This is a genomic window from Streptomyces omiyaensis, from assembly GCF_014650895.1.
Classification (GTDB): Bacteria; Actinomycetota; Actinomycetes; order Streptomycetales; family Streptomycetaceae; genus Streptomyces; species Streptomyces omiyaensis.
The window spans coordinates 338625-355889 of record NZ_BMVV01000001.1 but is presented as its reverse complement, the minus strand read 5'-3'; the positions used below and the strand labels follow the sequence as shown (position 1 = coordinate 355889).

The following is a 17265-nucleotide window of genomic DNA, read 5'->3' as shown; positions in this document are numbered from 1 at the left end:
TCCGAGACGGGGCGGGTGCGGTGCGGTGGACCTACGGCGTAGTAAGTCGTAAGGGCGGCGGACGCCCAACCCCACTAGCCTAAGCCATGCGGGGGTGGGAGTCCGCCATCCCAATGCCTACCGAGAGACTCCGGTCATTCGCCAACGCCCAAAGGGCGAAGGGGAATTACCAGGAGCTCTTGGTCACGCCCGGCAGCTCGCCACGGTGAGCCATCTCACGAAGGCACACGCGGCAGAGGCCGAACTTGCGGTACACGGAGTGGGGGCGGCCGCAGCGCTGGCAGCGCGTGTACGCACGCACACCGAACTTGGGCTTGCGGGCAGCCTTCGCGATGAGAGCCTTCTTCGCCATCTCGCTTACGCCTCCTTGAACGGGAAGCCGAGGTGACGGAGAAGCGCGCGGCCCTCGTCGTCGTTGGTCGCCGTGGTGACCACGGTGATGTCCATACCCCGGGTACGGTCGATCTTGTCCTGGTCGATCTCGTGGAACATGACCTGCTCCGTGAGACCGAAGGTGTAGTTGCCGCGGCCGTCGAACTGCTTCGGGGACAGGCCACGGAAGTCGCGGATGCGCGGCAGCGCGAGCGACAGGGTGCGGTCCAGGAACTCCCACATGCGGTCGCCACGGAGCGTGACGTGCGCACCGATCGGCTGACCCTCACGCAGCTTGAACTGCGCGATGGACTTGCGGGCCTTGGTGACGGCCGGCTTCTGACCGGTGATCGTGGTGAGGTCGCGGATGGCGCCCTCGATCAGCTTCGAGTCACGGGCGGCGTCGCCGACACCCATGTTGACCACGATCTTCACGAGGCCGGGGATCTGCATGACGTTCTCGTAGGAGAACTCCTCACGCAGCTTGCCGGTGATCTCCTCGCGGTACTTCGTCTTGAGACGCGGAGTGGTGGTAGCCATCAGATGTCCTCACCCGTCCGCTTGGCAACGCGGATCTTGTTGCCCTCGTCGTCGAAGCGGAAACCGACACGCGTGACGACCTTCTTGCCGTCCTTCTCCACGACCAGCTGGACGTTGGAGACGTGGACCGGAGCCTCGGTCGTCACGATGCCGCCGGCCTGGTTGGGGCCGGCCTTGGTGTGCTTCTTGACCCGGTTGACACCCTCGACCAGAACGCGGGAGTCGGCGGGGAAGGCCGCGATGACCTTGCCCTGCTTGCCCTTGTCCTTACCGGTGATGACCTGGACCAGGTCGCCCTTCTTGATCTTCATGCTTACAGCACCTCCGGCGCGAGCGAGATGATCTTCATGAACTTCTTCTCGCGCAGCTCACGGCCGACCGGGCCGAAGATACGGGTGCCACGAGGGTCGCCGTCGTTCTTGAGAATGACAGCGGCGTTCTCGTCGAAGCGGATGTACGAGCCGTCCTGGCGGCGGCGCTCCTTGACGGTGCGAACGATGACCGCCTTGACGACGTCACCCTTCTTCACGTTGCCACCGGGGATCGCGTCCTTGACGGTGGCGACGATGACGTCACCGATGCCCGCGTAGCGGCGACCCGAGCCACCGAGAACACGGATGCAAAGGATCTCCTTGGCACCAGTGTTGTCGGCGACGCGAAGTCGCGACTCCTGCTGGATCACGTCTATCTCCTGATTGTCTGCCGGTTCCCGGCGGGAGCCGCTGGTCGATCAGCGGCCCCCGCCGAGCCTGGCGGAACTGTTCCTAGGGGGTCCCCCTAGGAGGGATTACTTGGCCTTCTCGAGGATCTCGACGACGCGCCAGTGCTTCGTCGACGACAGCTTCCGGGTCTCCATCAGGAGGACGCGGTCGCCGATGCCGGCAGCGTTCTGCTCGTCGTGAGCCTTGAGCTTGTTCGTACGGCGGATGACCTTGCCGTACAGCGCGTGCTTGACGCGGTCCTCGACGGCGACGACGACGGTCTTGTCCATCTTGTCGCTGACGACCAGGCCCTCGCGGACCTTGCGAGCGTTGCGCTCGGTCTTCTCAGTCACGTTGCTCTCGCTCATCAGGCGTTCTCCACCGTCTCAATGCCGAGCTCACGCTCTCGCATGAGGGTGTAGATCCGGGCGATGTCCTTACGGACCGCCCGGAGACGGCCGTGGTTCTCGAGCTGACCCGTCGCCGCCTGGAAGCGGAGGTTGAACAGCTCTTCCTTGGCCTCGCGGAGCTTGGCCACAAGCTCCTCGTTGCCCAGCTCGCGCAGCTCGGACGCCTTGGTACCGGCCGACATCACAGCTCACCTGCCTCGCGCTTAACGATCTTGCACTTCATCGGCAGCTTGTGAGCCGCACGAGTCAGAGCCTCACGCGCGATCTTCTCGTTCGGGTAGGACAGCTCGAACATCACCCGACCGGGCTTGACGTTCGCGATCCACCACTCCGGAGAACCCTTACCGGAACCCATGCGGGTCTCGGCAGGCTTCTTCGTGAGCGGGCGGTCCGGGTAGATGTTGATCCAGACCTTGCCGCCACGCTTGATGTGGCGGGTCATCGCGATACGCGCGGCCTCGATCTGGCGGTTGGTCACGTAGGCCGGGGTGAGGGCCTGAATGCCGTACTCGCCGAACGCAACCTGCGTGCCACCCTTGGACATGCCATTGCGCTTCGGGTGGTGCTGCTTGCGGTGCTTGACCCTACGGGGGATCAGCATTTCGGTCAGGCCTCCGTTCCGGTGCTCTCAGCAGCCGGAGCGGCGGCGGCCTCGGCCTTGGGGGCCTCGGCAGCGGGAGCCTGCTGCGGCTTGCGACCGCGACCGCCACGCTCGCCACCACGGCCACCGCGGCCGGCCGGACGGTCAGCGCCGCCACGGGCCGGGCGGTTGCCCGCACGGGCAGCAGCGTTCTCGGCGCGGACCTCGGCGATGTTCTTGACGTCGCCCTTGTAGATCCAGACCTTCACGCCGATGCGGCCGAAGGTCGTCTTGGCCTCGAAGAAGCCGTACTCGACGTTCGCGCGGAGCGTGTGCAGCGGCACACGGCCCTCGCGGTAGAACTCCGAGCGGGACATCTCGGCGCCGCCGAGACGGCCACCACACTGGATCTTGATGCCCTTGGCGCCGGCCTTCATGGCGGACTGCATGCTCTTGCGCATGGCCCGACGGAAGGAGACGCGGGAGGACAGCTGCTCGGCGACGGCCTGGGCCACCAGCTGAGCGTCGACCTCGGGGTTCTTGACCTCGAGGATGTTGAGCTGAACCTGCTTGCCGGTCAGCTTCTCCAGCTGGCCGCGGATCTTGTCGGCCTCGGCGCCACGGCGACCGATGACAATGCCCGGGCGAGCGGTGTGGATGTCCACGCGGACGCGGTCGCGGGTGCGCTCGATCTCGACCTTCGAGATGCCGGCGCGCTCCATGCCGGACGTCAGCATCCGACGGATGGCGACGTCTTCCTTGACGTAGTCCTTGTACAGCTTGTCGGCGTACCAGCGGGACTTGAAGTCCGTGGTGATGCCGAGCCGGAACCCATGCGGGTTAACCTTCTGGCCCATTACCGGGTTCCTTCCTTGCTGCTGACGACCACGGTGATGTGGCTGGTCCGCTTGCGGATCCGGTAGGCACGGCCCTGGGCACGCGGACGGAACCGCTTCAGGGTCGGACCCTCGTCGACGTACGCCTCGCTGATGAACAGCGAAGAGGCGTCCGTGTGGTCGTAGTTGTGCGCGGCGTTGGCAATGGCGCTGTCGAGCACCTTGCCGACCGGCACGGAGGCTGCCTGCGGAGCGAATCGCAGAACAGCCTGAGCCTCCGTGGCATCCATGCCACGGATCAGGTCCACCACGCGGCGGGCCTTCATGGGCGTGACGCGGATGTACCGCGCCTGGGCCCTGGCTTCCATGGTTGTCCCTCTCAGTTACTTACGTGTCTGAATGCGATCCGCTACTAGCGGCGCTTCGACTTCCGGTCTTCCTTGACGTGACCCCGGAAGGTACGCGTCGGCGAGAACTCGCCGAGCTTGTGCCCGACCATCGACTCGGTGACGAACACCGGGACGTGGGTCTTGCCGTTGTGCACCGCGATCGTGTGCCCGAGCATCGCCGGGATGATCATGGAGCGACGGGACCAGGTCTTGATGACGTTCTTGGTACCGGCCTCGTTCTGAGCGTCCACCTTCTTGATGAGGTGGCCGTCGACGAAGGGTCCCTTCTTGAGACTGCGCGGCATCTAAACCCGCTCCTAGCGCTTCTTGTTCGTCTTGCGGCGGCGGACGATGTACTTGTTCGAAGCCTTCTTCGGCGAACGAGTACGACCCTCCTTCTGACCCCACGGGGAGACCGGGTGGCGACCACCGGAGGTCTTGCCCTCACCACCACCGTGCGGGTGGTCGACCGGGTTCATCGCCACACCACGGACGGTCGGGCGAACGCCCAGCCAGCGCTTGCGGCCGGCCTTGCCCCAGTTGATGTTCGACTGCTCGGCGTTGCCGACCTCACCGATGGTGGCGCGGCAGCGGGCGTCGACGAGACGGATCTCGCCGGACGGCATGCGGAGGTGGGCCATGGTGCCCTCCTTCGCCAGCAGCTGCACGGAGGCACCCGCGGAGCGGGCGAACTTGGCGCCACCGCCGGGACGGAGCTCGATCGCGTGGATCGTGGTACCGACCGGGATGTTGCGGAGGGCCAGGTTGTTGCCGGGCTTGATGTCGGCCGTGGGGCCGTTCTCGACCCGGTCGCCCTGCGAGAGACCGCGCGGGGCGATGATGTAGCGCTTCTCGCCGTCCGCGTAGTGCAGCAGCGCGATGCGAGCGGTGCGGTTGGGGTCGTACTCGATGTGAGCGACCTTGGCCGGCACGCCGTCCTTGTCGTGACGACGGAAGTCGATCACGCGGTAGGCGCGCTTGTGGCCACCGCCCTGGTGACGGACGGTCACACGACCGGTGTTGTTACGGCCGCCCTTGCTGTGCAGGGGGCGGACCAGCGACTTCTCCGGCGTGGACCGCGTGATCTCGACGAAGTCGGCTACGGAGGAGCCACGACGGCCCGGCGTAGTCGGCTTGTACTTGCGGATACCCATTTCTCAGTCCTCGTCCGATATCGGACGACTCGACCGCCGTCAGGCGGTCGGGCCGCCGAAGATGTCGATTCGGTTGCCCTCGGCCAGGGTCACGATGGCGCGCTTGGTGTTGGCGCGCTTGCCGAAACCGGTGCGGGTGCGCTTGCGCTTGCCCTGACGGTTGATCGTGTTGACCCCGGTGACCTTGACCGAGAAGACCGCCTCGACGGCCTGCTTGATCTGGGTCTTGTTGGAGCCGGGCGCGACGATGAACGTGTACTTGTTCTCGTCGAGCAGGGCGTAGCTCTTCTCGGAGACAACCGGCTTGACGAGGACGTCGCGCGGGTCCGTGAAGGTCTTGCTGGTGATCTCGGCCATCAGGCGTCGTTCCCCTCGTTGTCGTCGGCCTTGGGGCCAGACACGAAGGACTCGAGGGCGGCCTGGGTGAAGACCACGTCGTCGGATCGCATCACGTCGTACGTGTTCAGCTGGCCCGGCTCCAGGATGTGCACCTGGGGCAGGTTGCGGGCGGACAGCCACGCGGCCTCGTCGGAGCGCTCGGCGATCAGGAGCAGGTTCTTGCGCTCCGAGATCTTGCCGAACAGGACCTTGGCGGCCTTGGTGGAGACGGCACCCTCGACCACGCCGGAGACGACGTGGATGCGGGAGTGGTTCGCCCGGTCGGAGAGGGCACCGCGGAGGGCGGCGGCCTTCATCTTCTTCGGGGTCCGCTGCGAGTAGTCACGCGGCACGGGACCGTGCACGACGCCACCACCGGCGAACTGCGGGGCGCGGGTCGAACCCTGACGGGCGCGACCGGTGCCCTTCTGGCGGTACGGCTTCTTGCCACCACCGCGGACCTCGCCACGCGTCTTGGTCTTGTGGGTGCCCTGGCGGGCGGCCGCAAGCTGCGCGACGACGACCTGGTGGATCAGCGGGACGCTGATCTTGGCGTCGAAGATCTCGGCCGGGAGCTCGACGGTCCCGGTCTTGTCGCCGGAGGGCGACAGAATGTCAATGGTGCTCATATCCTCAGGCCCCCTTGGCCGCGGTGCGGACCAGGACGAGGCCGCCGTTCGGACCAGGAACCGCGCCCTTGATGAGCAGCAGGCCCTTCTCCGCGTCAACGGCGTGAACGGTCAGGTTCTGGGTGGTCACGCGCTCGTTGCCCATGCGGCCGGCCATGCGCATGCCCTTGAAGACGCGGCCCGGGGTGGCGCAGCCACCGATCGAACCGGGCTTGCGGTGCACGCGGTGGGCACCGTGGGAGGCCTTGCCACCACGGAAGTTGTGGCGCTTCATGGCACCGGCGAAGCCCTTGCCCTTGCTCTTGCCGGTCACGTCGACCTTGATGCCCGCCTCGAAGACCTCGGCGGTGATCTCCTGGCCGAGGGTGTACTCGCTGGCGTCAGCGGTACGGATCTCGACGAGGTGACGGCGCGGGGTGACGTCGGCCTTGGCGAAGTGGCCCTTGAGGGGCTTGTTCACCTTGCGCGGGTCGATCTCGCCGAAGGCGATCTGGACCGACTCGTAGCCGTCGACGTCGTTCGTACGCACCTGGGTCACGACATTCGGGCCGGCCTTGACGACGGTCACCGGGACGACCCGGTTGTTCTCGTCCCAGACCTGCGTCATGCCGAGCTTCTCGCCCAGGATGCCCTTGATGTTCTTAGCCATCTCGCGCGTCACCTCAGAGCTTGATCTCGATGTCGACGCCAGCCGGGAGGTCGAGACGCATCAGCGAGTCAACCGTCTTCGGCGTGGGGTCGAGGATGTCGATGAGGCGCTTGTGCGTGCGCATCTCGAAGTGCTCGCGCGAGTCCTTGTACTTGTGCGGCGACTTGATGACGCAGTACACGTTCTTCTCAGTGGGCAGCGGCACCGGGCCCGCGACCGACGCACCAGTGCGGGTCACCGTCTCGACGATCTTCTTCGCCGAGGAGTCGATGACCTCGTGGTCGTAGGCCTTGAGCCGGATGCGGATCTTCTGTCCCGCCATGGCTACTTCGTAGTCCTGTCTCTTTGTTAACGCTCCGGAACCCGGTCGGTTCGCGTTCTTCCTCCGACCCACGCGGTCGGGCGTGTCGCACTCCCTCTACGAAGAACTCCCGAAGGATTTCCCAACCAAGGGGGTGCGGGCCGAAGACCGCGGACGGGGGTGAACACCCACCGGGCGCCTGGCTGGTACCCCGCTGACACTTCCCGGAAGATTCCCGTACGTCCGCTCCTGAGAAGGGGCGACGAGTACTGTGGGACTCGCTTCCGGTCCTCCCGGCGGGAGGCGCGCAGCATCGGCACTCAACCGAGCAACCCCGCTAGTCTGCCACATCGCCCCCGCGCCCCGCCAATCGGGGTCGAAGACTGTACCCCACGTCACGTACGGGTACACGCAGCGGGAGCGCGGCGCCCCGGACGCGCCCCCGCCCCCCACGCCGGCCGGGCGGGCCCGCTCCGTCAGGTGGCCGCCGCTCCGGGGCGCTGGTGGTGCGCCGGGCGGCCTCCCGGCAGGCCGCGACCCCGCCGCGGCGGGGTCGCCCGAGGGCTCCAGCAGGTGGGCCCGGGTGGCGAGGAGCCGGTGGTGCCGGACCAGGCGCCCGTCGGACGCCGGCGTGTCGGGCGGCTCCGGGCCCGCGCGGGGCCCCTCCACCACGGCGACGGCGACCGCGCGGTTCAGGGTGACCGTCGGGTTCGGGCCCGTCCCCTCCGGGAGCTCGTCCAGCAGCAGGATCTGCGGCCGGTCGGTCGCCTCCGCGGTCTCCGCCCCGTCGTGCACCGCCGCGATCGCCGCCTGGATCCGGTACGGCCCCACCCGGCCGCGCGGGAGGGCGCCGCTCATCAGCTCCACGCCCCCGGCCACCAGAGCCGCGTCCCAGCGGCTCCGGTCCTGCTCGGCCGGCGGCACCGGCTCGCCCCCGGGCCGGTGCGGGCCGGCCTGGGGGCGCCGGTGAGCGGCACCAGCGCGAGCAGCCCGGCCGTCTCGGTGTCCTCCGGGACGAGCCGGTGCGGCAGCCGGGCCGGCCGGATCGCCTCCACCGAGAGCCCGGGCGCGGTCGGCTCCTCGCCGCCGCTCGCCGTGTACCCCTCGTCGAAGACCAGGTACAGCACGTGCCGCACCTCGGCCGGCCGGTCCGTGCGGGTCCTCCCCCCGGGCAGGGCGAGGGCGTCCCCGGCCGCCCGGACGGCCTGCTCGGCGCGGCTGATCCGCTGCGCCGTCGTCGCCTCCGGCACCAGGAAGGCGGCGGCGACCCGCGCCGTGGCGAGTCCGCCGACCGCGCGCAGGGCGAGCGCGATCCGGCTCGGCGGCGACAGGTCCCGGTGGCAGCAGAGGAAGAGCAGCGCCGGCGAGTCGTCCGCGGCCTCCTCCCCCGCCTCGTCGTCGGCGGCGGGCGCGAGCAGCTCCGCCGCCGGGGCGGCGAGCGCGACCCTGTCCTCGCGGCGCCGGCGCGCGGCCTCGCTGCGCACCTGGTCGGCGTACCTGCGCCGGGCCACGGTCAGCAGCCGGCTCCCCGGCTTGCCGGGCACGCCCTGGTCGGGCCACTGCCGCGCCGCCGCGATCAGCTCCTCCTGGACGGCCTCCTCGCAGCCGTAGAAGTCGCCGTGGCGTCGGACGAGCGCGCCGAGGACCCGCGGGGCGCTCGCCCGCGGCAGCTCCTCGACGCCGGCCGGCACCGCGCCGGCCCGGTACTCCCCGGTCTCCGGGCGGGGCCCGTCGGTGACGGCCGGGGCGCCGTCCTCGCGGCGGACGGGCCGGGCGGAGGCCGCGTCGGCGAGCCGTCACCCCACGGTCGGAGCCGGCGGGGAGGTCTCGACGTCGCCCGGAAAGATCTTCGGAGGAACCTTTCCGGGCGTGCGCCGGGGCGTGCGGGTCAGATCACGCCCTGCGCCAGCATCGCGTCCGCGACCCGCTCGAAGCCGGCGATGTTGGCGCCGGTGACGTAGTCGCCGGGGGCGCCGTACCGCTCGGCGGTCTCGTGGCAGGTGCGGTGGATGTCGGTCATGATCCCGGCCAGCTCCTCCTCGACCCGGGCCGCGGACCAGGAGGTGCGGGAGTGGTTCTGGGCCATCTCCAGGGCGCTGACGGCGACCCCGCCCGCGTTGGCCGCCTTGCCGGGGCCGAAGGCGACGCCGGCCCGCTGGAGGAGGTGGACGGCCCCGGCGGTGGTGGGCATGTTGGCGCCCTCCGCGACGGCCTTGACGCCGTTGCGGACCAGCGCGGCGGCGTCGTCCTCGTCCAGCTCGTTCTGGGTCGCGGAGGGCAGGGCCACGTCGGCCGGGACCTCCCAGACGCGGCCGCCGGGCACGAAGCGGGCGGAGGCGCCGCGCCGCTCGGCGTAGTCGGCGACCCGGCCGCGCTCGACCTCCTTGATCTGCTTGAGCAGGTCCAGGTCGACGCCCTTGTCGTCGTAGACGTAGCCGCCGGAGTCGGAGCAGGTCAGCGGGTTGGCGCCGAGGGCGAGGAGCTTCTCGATCGTGTACAGGGCGACGTTCCCGGAGCCGGAGACGACGGCGCTCTGGCCCTCCAGGTCCTCGCCGCGCTCGCGGAGCATGGCGGCGGCGAAGAGGACGCTGCCGTATCCGGTGGCCTCGGGGCGGATCGCGGAGCCGCCCCAGCCGGTGCCCTTGCCGGTGAGGACGCCGGCCTCCCAGCGGTTGGTGATCCGGCGGTACTGGCCGAAGAGGTAGCCGATCTCGCGTCCGCCGACGCCGATGTCGCCGGCGGGGACGTCGGTGTGCTCGCCGAGGTGGCGGTACAGCTCGGTCATGAAGGACTGGCAGAAGCGCATGATCTCGGCGTCGCTGCGGCCGTGCGGGTCGAAGTCGCTGCCGCCCTTGCCGCCGCCGATGCCGAGGCCGGTGAGGGCGTTCTTGAAGATCTGCTCGAAGCCGAGGAACTTGACGATGCCGAGGTTCACCGTGGGGTGGAAGCGCAGACCGCCCTTGTAGGGGCCGAGGGCGCTGTTGAACTCGACGCGGAAGCCGCGGTTGACGTGCACCCGGCCGCGGTCGTCCTGCCACGGCACCCGGAAGACGATCTGGCGCTCGGGCTCGACGAGCCGCTCCAGGAGACCGGGCTCGGCGTACTCGGGGCGGGCCGCGAGCACCGGCGCGAGGCTGTCGAGCACCTCGTGGACGGCCTGGTGGAACTCGGGCTGGGCCGGGTTGCGGTGCTCGATCTCGGCGCGCAGGGCGTCGAGGGCGGACCGGGCGGCGGTCGTGTCGGCGATGGGCTGGGACGGCACGGAGTACCCCCTTCTGGCACGGCTGTGCGCGCCAGGGAAGCGGTGCGGAGCTCGGCGCCGTTGCCGAGCGTTGACGGGCGGCGTCCTCGCGCGCCCCCGCACCTGTGGGACCGCCACCGGACCCACTGTTACATCCAAGTGAATGCACGCACCAGTAAGCATCCGGTCCGTCCGGCATGCGAGACGGCCTCCGGCCCCGTCCGGAAACGCGGGAAGGCCCCCGTCCGGAAACGCGGGAAGGCCCCCGCACCTCTCGGTGCGGGGGCCTTCCCTCACTGCTCAGCGGCTCCTGCGAGCCACCAGGTCGGTTCAGGATCAGGCGTTGATCTTGACGACCTGGCCGGCGCCGACGGTCCGGCCACCCTCACGGATGGCGAACTTGAGGCCCTCCTCCATGGCGACGGGCTGGATCAGCTCGACGGTCATGGAGGTGTTGTCGCCCGGCATGACCATCTCGGTGCCCTCGGGGAGGGTCACGACGCCGGTCACGTCCGTGGTACGGAAGTAGAACTGCGGGCGGTAGTTGTTGAAGAACGGGGTGTGACGGCCACCCTCGTCCTTCGACAGGATGTAGGCCTGGGCCTCGAAGCTGGTGTGCGGCGTGACCGAACCCGGCTTGATGATGACCTGGCCGCGCTCGACGTCCTCGCGCTTGATGCCACGGAGGAGCAGACCGACGTTCTCACCGGCCTGGCCCTCGTCGAGCAGCTTGCGGAACATCTCGATGCCGGTGACCGTGGTGGTGGTCTTCTCGGTCTTGATGCCGATGATGTCGACGGTCTCGTTGACCTTGAGGACACCACGCTCGATGCGACCGGTGACGACGGTGCCACGACCGGTGATCGTGAAGACGTCCTCGATCGGCATCAGGAACGGCTTGTCGACGTCACGCTCGGGCTGCGGGATGGACTCGTCCACGGCCTTCATGAGGTCGAGGAGCTTCGCGCCCCACTCGGCGTCGCCCTCGAGCGCCTTGAGCGCCGAGACGCGGACGACCGGAAGGTCGTCGCCCGGGAACTCGTACTCGGAGAGGAGCTCACGGACCTCGAGCTCGACGAGCTCCAGGATCTCCTCGTCGTCCACCATGTCGGCCTTGTTCAGGGCGACGACGATGTACGGAACGCCGACCTGGCGGGCCAGGAGCACGTGCTCCTTGGTCTGCGGCATCGGGCCGTCGGTGGCGGCGACCACGAGGATGGCGCCGTCCATCTGCGCGGCACCCGTGATCATGTTCTTGATGTAGTCCGCGTGACCGGGGCAGTCGACGTGGGCGTAGTGACGCGACTCGGTCTGGTACTCGACGTGCGCGATCGAGATCGTGATACCGCGCTGGCGCTCCTCGGGAGCCTTGTCGATCTGGTCGAAGGCCGAGGCCTCGTTCAGGTCCGGGTACGCGTCGTGCAGCACCTTGGTAATGGCGGCCGTGAGGGTCGTCTTACCGTGGTCGATGTGACCGATGGTGCCGATGTTGACGTGCGGCTTAGTCCGCTCGAACTTCGCCTTCGCCACTGGGGTCCTCCTGTGGAGTGGTTCTGAACGCCTTGCTTCATCGGCGCCAGGTGATCTTTGCTGGGGTGCCGCCCGGCAGGGGGTATCCCTCTCGGGACGGCCCCCCACCGGTCGGTGTCAAGCCTAAAGCGTGTGCACGCGGTGCGTTGAACGCGGTGCGGTTACTCGCCCTTGGCCTTCGCGATGATCTCCTCGGCGACGTTCCGCGGAACCTCGGCGTAGGAGTCGAACTGCATCGAGTAGCTTGCGCGACCCGAGGTCTTGCTGCGGAGGTCGCCGACGTAGCCGAACATCTCCGACAGGGGCACGAGGCCCTTCACGATGCGGGCACCGTGACGCTCCTCCATGGCCTGGATCTGGCCACGGCGGGAGTTGATGTCGCCGATGACCTCGCCCATGTAGTCCTCGGGCGTGGTGACCTCGACGGCCATCATCGGCTCAAGGAGCACGGGGGAAGCCTTGCGCGCGGCCTCCTTGAAGGCCTGCGAACCGGCGATCTTGAACGCGAGCTCGGAGGAGTCGACCTCGTGGTAGCCACCGTCGAGAAGGATGACGCGGACGCCGGTCATCTCGTAGCCGGCCAGGATGCCGAACTGCATGGCCTCCTGCGCACCCGCGTCGACCGAAGGGATGTACTCCTTCGGGATGCGGCCACCGGTGACCTTGTTCACGAACTCGTACGACGCCTCGCCGCCCTCGATGGGCTCGATCGCGATCTGCACCTTGGCGAACTGACCGGTACCACCGGTCTGCTTCTTGTGGGTGTAGTCAAGTCGCTCGACGGCCTTGCGGATCGTCTCGCGGTACGCGACCTGCGGCTTGCCGACGTTCGCCTCGACCTTGAACTCGCGACGCATGCGGTCGACGAGGATGTCGAGGTGGAGCTCGCCCATGCCACCGATGATGGTCTGGCCGGTCTCCTCGTCCGAGTGGACCTGGAAGGAGGGGTCCTCCTCCGCGAGGCGCTGGATGGCGACACCCAGCTTCTCCTGGTCACCCTTGGACTTGGGCTCGATCGCGACCTGGATGACCGGCGCCGGGAAGTCCATGGACTCCAGGATGACCGGGTTCTTCTCGTCGCACAGCGTCTCACCGGTGGTGGTCTGCTTCAGGCCCATGACGGCGACGATGTCGCCGGCGCCCACCGAGTCGATCTCCTCACGCTTGTTCGCGTGCATGCGGTAGATCTTGCCGATGCGCTCCTTCTTGCCCTTGACGGAGTTCAGCACCGCGGTGCCGGCCTCCAGGCGACCGGAGTAGATCCGGACGAAGGTGAGCTTGCCGAGGTGCGGGTCGCTCGCGATCTTGAACGCGAGGGCGGCCAGCGGCTCGTCGTCGGACGGCTTGCGCCGGACGACGACCTCGGCGTCCTTGACGTCCTGGCCCTCGATGGCCTCGACGTCGAGGGGCGACGGCAGGTAGCGGACGACGGCGTCGAGCAGGGGCTGGACGCCCTTGTTCTTGAACGCGGTGCCACAGAACACGGGGGTGACCGTGGTCTCGCCGCCCTTGCCGGAGGCGATGGTGATACGACGGATCGCCGCGTAGAGCTGCTCCTCGGTGGGCTCGACGCCCTCGAGGAAGAGCTCCATGAGCTCCTCGTCGTTCTCGGCGACGGCCTCGACGAGCTTGCCGCGGTACTCGTCGGCGAGCTCCTGCTTGTCGGCCGGGATGTCGACGACGTCGTACATCTCGCCCTTGCTCGCCTCGGCGGACCAGACGAGGGCCTTCATCTTCACGAGGTCGATGACGCCCTGGAAGTCGGCCTCGGCACCGATCGGGAGCTGCATGACGATCGGGGTCGCGCCGAGGCGGTTCACGATCATGTCGACACAGCGGAAGAAGTCGGCACCCGTGCGGTCGAGCTTGTTGACGAAGCAGATGCGCGGAACGCCGTAGCGGTCCGCCTGGCGCCAGACGGTCTCGGACTGGGGCTCGACACCGGCCACGCCGTCGAACACCGTCACAGCACCGTCGAGCACGCGCAGGGAACGCTCCACCTCGACGGTGAAGTCGACGTGGCCCGGCGTGTCGATGATGTTGATCGTGTGGTCGACGTTCTCGAGCGGCCAGTGGCAGGTGGTGGCAGCGGACGTGATCGTGATGCCACGCTCCTGCTCCTGCTCCATCCAGTCCATCGTGGCAGCGCCGTCGTGGACCTCACCGATCTTGTACGAAACGCCGGTGTAGAACAGGATCCGCTCGGTGGTGGTCGTCTTGCCCGCGTCGATGTGGGCCATGATGCCGATGTTGCGCACCTTGGCCAGGTCAAGCGAAGTGGTAGCCATAAGGCTTCAGTCTTCTCTCGGTCTCGATGGGGGTTGCGACTACCAGCGGTAGTGCGCGAAGGCCTTGTTGGACTCGGCCATCTTGTGCGTGTCCTCGCGCTTCTTGACCGAAGCACCCAGGCCGTTCGAGGCGTCCAGGAGCTCGTTCATGAGGCGCTCGGTCATGGTCTTCTCGCGGCGGGCGCGGGAGTAACCGACGAGCCAGCGCAGCGCGAGGGTGGAGGCACGACCGGGCTTGACCTCGATCGGCACCTGGTAGGTGGCGCCACCGACACGGCGGGACTTGACCTCGAGAGCCGGCTTGACGTTCTCGAGGGCGCGCTTCAGCGTGACGACCGGGTCGGCACCGGTCTTCTCGCGCAGGCCCTCCATGGCGCCGTAGACGATGCGCTCAGCGGTGGAGCGCTTGCCGTCGAGCAGGATCTTGTTGATCAGCGACGTGACAAGAGGAGAACCGTAGACCGGGTCGATGATGACCGGGCGCTTCGGGGCGGGGCCCTTACGAGGCATTCTTACTTCTCCTTCTTGGCGCCGTAGCGGCTGCGGGCCTGCTTGCGGTTCTTGACACCCTGGGTGTCGAGGGAGCCGCGGATGATCTTGTAACGAACACCAGGCAGGTCCTTCACACGGCCACCACGCACGAGCACGATGGAGTGCTCCTGCAGGTTGTGTCCCTCACCCGGGATGTAGGCCGTGACCTCGATGCCGCTGGTCAGACGCACACGCGCGACCTTACGGAGGGCCGAGTTCGGCTTCTTCGGGGTGGTCGTGAACACACGCGTGCAGACGCCACGGCGCTGGGGCGAACCCTCGAGTGCGGGCGTCTTGTTCTTCTCGACCTTGTCCTGCCGGCCCTTCCGGACCAGCTGCTGGATCGTAGGCACTACTTCTCCGGTTTCTGTGTGCCGTAAGTACTACTAACCTGGAACATTCACCGACCCACGCGGTCGGGCGTGTCGGACCCGGTGGACCTCCGCAGAACGCGGAAGGGGCGCGGATCACGGTGGCCGTTCGCGGACTCACCGTGCGGTTGTGGACACGCACAGGAGCCCAGGCACACCCCAGGCACAAGGCATGAGCGTACCTATCGCACGGACTGCGGTCAAAAGAAAAGCCCACGCCGCCGGAGCGGACCGCCGGTGGATCTCGGGTCCGCGCCGGGGCGCACGGATCGGGACCGCTGTCAATCCCGGGCGGTACGGCGGGGCTCGGCGCGCGGCTCGTCGGCCTCGGCCGCCGTGTCGGGCTCCAGGAACTGGCTGACGACCTTGACGAAGACGCCCATGCGCTCGTCGGGGACGCCGAGCCAGCGGGCGAAGTCCTCCATGGTGGGCTGCCAGTCGGTCGGCGGGAGGAGGTCCGCCGCGAGGGGGAGCTCCTCGGGGGTGACCCGGCCGGAGCGGATCAGCATGTCCCGCACGGAGACCCCGAGGAGCGGGGCGATGCGGCGCATGGTCTCCAGGTCGGGCATGCTCTGCCGCTGGAGCAGGCGGGTCACCGCGGCCCGGTGCACACCGGCCTCGTCCGCGATCCGGGACTTGCCGCCGCCCCGCGGGCTGTCGATGTCGTATCCGCGCCGTCTCATCAGGTCTTCGACCCAGCCGGCGAACTCGTCCAGCCCTTGACTGTTCATGATCTAACGCTCCCTCATCATCCCCACCCTCCGGACCCCATACTCTAGCGTGCTTGCGCGCACGGAATTACGTGCTTTCGGGCACGCAATCGTGTCGAATCGATGAAGACCCCTCCACACCACTAGTTGCGAGCTCGCACGCAACATGCGAGTCTGCTGGCCGCCGCACTCGCCGGCCCCGGACACCGGGCCCCTCTCGGGGCGGCCCCGGCGCGCCGGCGGCCCCGGACCGTGGAGAGAACCGCTTTGTCCCAGCACGACCCGACCCCCTGGCAGGCCGCCGCCGCGTGCGCCGGCCTCTCCCCGTCCGTCGTCTTCGCCCGCCGCGAGCGGCTGGCGGCCCCCGCCCTGCGGGCCTGCGCCGCCTGCCCCGTCCGCCGCGAGTGCGAGGCGGCCGTCGCCCCCGCCGAGAGCTGGTTCGACGGCGTCTGCGCGGGACGCCTGTGGCGCAACGGACGCCCGGTGAAGTCCCGCGCGAACCGATCGCCCGGCTCGCCCCGCGCCCCCCGCACGCCCCTTTCCGCACGACCGGGCGCCCCCGGCCCGCTCGACGCCCCCACCGTCGCCGCACAGCTCGACGCCCCCACCGTCGCCGCACAGCTCGACGCCGTGCTCGTGGGCGCCGCTCCGGGCGCCGCCGGGGAGACCCCGTGAGCGCGGGCACCGGCGCGGCCGGGACCGTCCTGCGGGACGCGCTGGTCTGGGCCGCCGCCCTCGTCCGGCAGTTCCCCGAGCTCGCCGGGGAGCTGGCGCCCGTCCGCCGCTCCCCCGCCGGCACCGCGCCCGCCGCCCCGCACCCGGCGGAGGCCGAACTGCTCCGCCAGGAGCGGCGGGAGGCGCTGCTCCTGGAGCAGCGGCACGGGCTCGCCGTCCCCGGACACGGCGCCGCCCCGATCCGGCTGCACGTCTCCGACTGCATCCGGGACGTCACCGACGGCGTGGTGGAGCTGGAGGAGGCGGTCTGCGCCCGCCTCGGACTGCCGCGGCCCCCGCGGGCCGGGGTGACCGACCGGCTGCGCCGGGTCGTCGGGCTGCTCGACGGCGTGGCCGCCCACCCGGACCTCGCCCGCCACGTGCGGGACGAGCTGCGGCGGATGGCCCGCCGGTGCGCGCGCACGCTGGGCGAGGCGGAGACGGTGGTGCGGGTGGCCGGGCGCTGCCCGTGGTGCGACTCGGTCTCGCTGCGCGCCTTCCCCGACCGGCGGGCGGTGCTGTGCGTGAACCCCGCCTGCGTGTGCGTCGATCCGGTGTGCGGCTGCCAGGACGACCCCGCCTACCGGCACCTGTGGCGGGAGGACGAGTGGCGGGAGCTGGCGGAGGCCTCCGGCGCCCGCACGGAGGAGATCGAGGCGGCGATGGACGACACGGAGGAGACCGCGTGCTGAGCTCGCCCCACCTGCCGGCCCTGATCCCGGGACCGCTCGCCGCCGAGGAGGCGGGGGTCGCGCCCGCGACCATCCGCAAGTGGGTGCAGCTGGGCCACCTGCGGGCCGCGGGCCGGGCGGGCCGGGCGCAGCTCTTCCGCCTGGAGGACGTCTTCGCGGCGGAGCGGGCGGCCCGCCGCCGCCCCCGGACCGCCTGATCCCGCCCGCCCGGGCCCGCCCCGAGCCGCCGCCGCACCGCCCCGAAGCGCC

At 69.3% G+C, this 17265-nt stretch carries 24 protein-coding genes and 1 pseudogene; 3 read left to right on the top strand and 22 right to left on the bottom strand.

Going from position 1 to position 17265, the window contains the following annotated elements:
• Positions 1-166 precede the first annotated feature (166 nt).
• The 22 genes and pseudogenes from IE287_RS01745 to IE287_RS01640 form a co-directional block, all read right to left on the bottom strand.
• Positions 167-352, bottom strand: coding sequence for a type Z 30S ribosomal protein S14 (locus IE287_RS01745; RefSeq protein WP_003956452.1), 186 nt, complete (start codon positions 350-352; stop codon positions 167-169).
• Between the two features lie 5 nt (positions 353-357).
• Positions 358-915 carry a 50S ribosomal protein L5 gene (gene rplE / locus IE287_RS01740; RefSeq protein ID WP_189847270.1) on the bottom strand — a complete coding sequence of 186 codons (558 nt, stop codon included), beginning with the start codon at positions 913-915 and terminating at the stop codon, positions 358-360.
• Positions 912-1223, bottom strand: coding sequence for a 50S ribosomal protein L24 (gene rplX / locus IE287_RS01735; protein ID WP_189847043.1), 312 nt, complete (start codon positions 1221-1223; stop codon positions 912-914). The genes rplE and rplX overlap by 4 nt, the downstream gene beginning before the upstream one ends.
• 2 nt (positions 1224-1225) lie before the next feature.
• Complete coding sequence (gene rplN / locus IE287_RS01730) at positions 1226-1594, bottom strand: 50S ribosomal protein L14 (RefSeq protein WP_003956455.1); 369 nt, start codon at positions 1592-1594, stop codon at positions 1226-1228.
• Between the two features lie 105 nt (positions 1595-1699).
• On the bottom strand, positions 1700-1981 hold the full coding sequence (rpsQ, locus tag IE287_RS01725; protein ID WP_024755411.1) for a 30S ribosomal protein S17: 282 nt from the start codon (positions 1979-1981) through the stop codon (positions 1700-1702).
• Positions 1981-2205, bottom strand: coding sequence for a 50S ribosomal protein L29 (gene rpmC, locus IE287_RS01720; RefSeq protein WP_030494258.1), 225 nt, complete (start codon positions 2203-2205; stop codon positions 1981-1983). The genes rpsQ and rpmC overlap by 1 nt, the downstream gene beginning before the upstream one ends.
• Positions 2205-2624 carry a 50S ribosomal protein L16 gene (rplP, locus tag IE287_RS01715; RefSeq protein WP_030494257.1) on the bottom strand — a complete coding sequence of 140 codons (420 nt, stop codon included), beginning with the start codon at positions 2622-2624 and terminating at the stop codon, positions 2205-2207. Before rplP ends, rpmC begins: the two co-directional genes overlap by 1 nt.
• A gap of 5 nt (positions 2625-2629) precedes the next feature.
• Positions 2630-3460 carry a 30S ribosomal protein S3 gene (rpsC, locus tag IE287_RS01710; RefSeq protein ID WP_030759375.1) on the bottom strand — a complete coding sequence of 277 codons (831 nt, stop codon included), beginning with the start codon at positions 3458-3460 and terminating at the stop codon, positions 2630-2632.
• Complete coding sequence (gene rplV / locus IE287_RS01705) at positions 3460-3807, bottom strand: 50S ribosomal protein L22 (RefSeq protein WP_009327087.1); 348 nt, start codon at positions 3805-3807, stop codon at positions 3460-3462. The genes rpsC and rplV overlap by 1 nt, the downstream gene beginning before the upstream one ends.
• Before the next feature lie 44 nt (positions 3808-3851).
• Positions 3852-4133, bottom strand: coding sequence for a 30S ribosomal protein S19 (rpsS, locus tag IE287_RS01700; protein WP_030759378.1), 282 nt, complete (start codon positions 4131-4133; stop codon positions 3852-3854).
• Between the two features lie 12 nt (positions 4134-4145).
• A complete protein-coding gene (rplB, locus tag IE287_RS01695) occupies positions 4146-4982 on the bottom strand; it encodes a 50S ribosomal protein L2 (RefSeq protein ID WP_046908246.1) in 837 nt (278 codons plus the stop codon).
• A gap of 39 nt (positions 4983-5021) precedes the next feature.
• The gene (gene rplW / locus IE287_RS01690) at positions 5022-5339 is read right to left on the bottom strand and encodes a 50S ribosomal protein L23 (protein ID WP_030759382.1); all 318 of its coding nucleotides are present in this window, start codon (positions 5337-5339) and stop codon (positions 5022-5024) included.
• Positions 5339-5989 (bottom strand): 50S ribosomal protein L4, encoded by a 651-nt coding sequence (gene rplD / locus IE287_RS01685; RefSeq protein WP_189847042.1) that lies wholly within the window; start codon positions 5987-5989, stop codon positions 5339-5341. Before rplD ends, rplW begins: the two co-directional genes overlap by 1 nt.
• Before the next feature lie 4 nt (positions 5990-5993).
• A complete protein-coding gene (gene rplC, locus IE287_RS01680) occupies positions 5994-6638 on the bottom strand; it encodes a 50S ribosomal protein L3 (protein ID WP_031012092.1) in 645 nt (214 codons plus the stop codon).
• A gap of 13 nt (positions 6639-6651) precedes the next feature.
• Complete coding sequence (rpsJ, locus tag IE287_RS01675) at positions 6652-6960, bottom strand: 30S ribosomal protein S10 (protein WP_003948644.1); 309 nt, start codon at positions 6958-6960, stop codon at positions 6652-6654.
• A 444-nt stretch (positions 6961-7404) separates the two neighbouring features.
• A pseudogene (locus IE287_RS01670) lies at positions 7405-8630 on the bottom strand (RNA polymerase sigma factor); the annotation flags it as partial.
• 197 nt (positions 8631-8827) lie between these two features.
• Positions 8828-10363 carry an NADP-specific glutamate dehydrogenase gene (gdhA, locus tag IE287_RS01665; RefSeq protein WP_373307774.1) on the bottom strand — a complete coding sequence of 512 codons (1536 nt, stop codon included), beginning with the start codon at positions 10361-10363 and terminating at the stop codon, positions 8828-8830.
• A 153-nt stretch (positions 10364-10516) separates the two neighbouring features.
• Complete coding sequence (gene tuf, locus IE287_RS01660; protein ID WP_189847041.1) at positions 10517-11710, bottom strand: elongation factor Tu; 1194 nt, start codon at positions 11708-11710, stop codon at positions 10517-10519.
• A gap of 161 nt (positions 11711-11871) precedes the next feature.
• Positions 11872-13998: an elongation factor G gene (gene fusA, locus IE287_RS01655; protein WP_189847040.1), complete on the bottom strand. Its 2127-nt coding sequence runs from the start codon at positions 13996-13998 to the stop codon at positions 11872-11874.
• Between the two features lie 39 nt (positions 13999-14037).
• Positions 14038-14508: a 30S ribosomal protein S7 gene (gene rpsG / locus IE287_RS01650; RefSeq protein WP_030494244.1), complete on the bottom strand. Its 471-nt coding sequence runs from the start codon at positions 14506-14508 to the stop codon at positions 14038-14040.
• 2 nt (positions 14509-14510) lie between these two features.
• Positions 14511-14882 (bottom strand): 30S ribosomal protein S12, encoded by a 372-nt coding sequence (gene rpsL, locus IE287_RS01645; RefSeq protein WP_003948652.1) that lies wholly within the window; start codon positions 14880-14882, stop codon positions 14511-14513.
• Positions 14883-15181: 299 nt separating this feature from the next.
• Positions 15182-15631, bottom strand: coding sequence for a helix-turn-helix domain-containing protein (locus IE287_RS01640; protein WP_189847039.1), 450 nt, complete (start codon positions 15629-15631; stop codon positions 15182-15184).
• A 246-nt stretch (positions 15632-15877) separates the two neighbouring features.
• On the opposite strand from IE287_RS01640, the gene IE287_RS01635 reads away from it, so the two are divergent.
• Genes IE287_RS01635 through IE287_RS01625 form a run of 3 tightly spaced genes read left to right on the top strand, consistent with a single transcriptional unit; the run spans position 15878 to position 17213 of the window.
• Positions 15878-16285 (top strand): WhiB family transcriptional regulator, encoded by a 408-nt coding sequence (locus tag IE287_RS01635; RefSeq protein WP_189847038.1) that lies wholly within the window; start codon positions 15878-15880, stop codon positions 16283-16285.
• Positions 16282-17016, top strand: coding sequence for a hypothetical protein (locus tag IE287_RS01630; protein WP_229883224.1), 735 nt, complete (start codon positions 16282-16284; stop codon positions 17014-17016). The genes IE287_RS01635 and IE287_RS01630 overlap by 4 nt, the downstream gene beginning before the upstream one ends.
• Positions 17010-17213, top strand: a complete 204-nt coding sequence (locus IE287_RS01625) for a MerR family transcriptional regulator (RefSeq protein ID WP_030759416.1) — start codon at positions 17010-17012, stop codon at positions 17211-17213. The genes IE287_RS01630 and IE287_RS01625 overlap by 7 nt, the downstream gene beginning before the upstream one ends.
• Positions 17214-17265 lie beyond the last annotated feature (52 nt).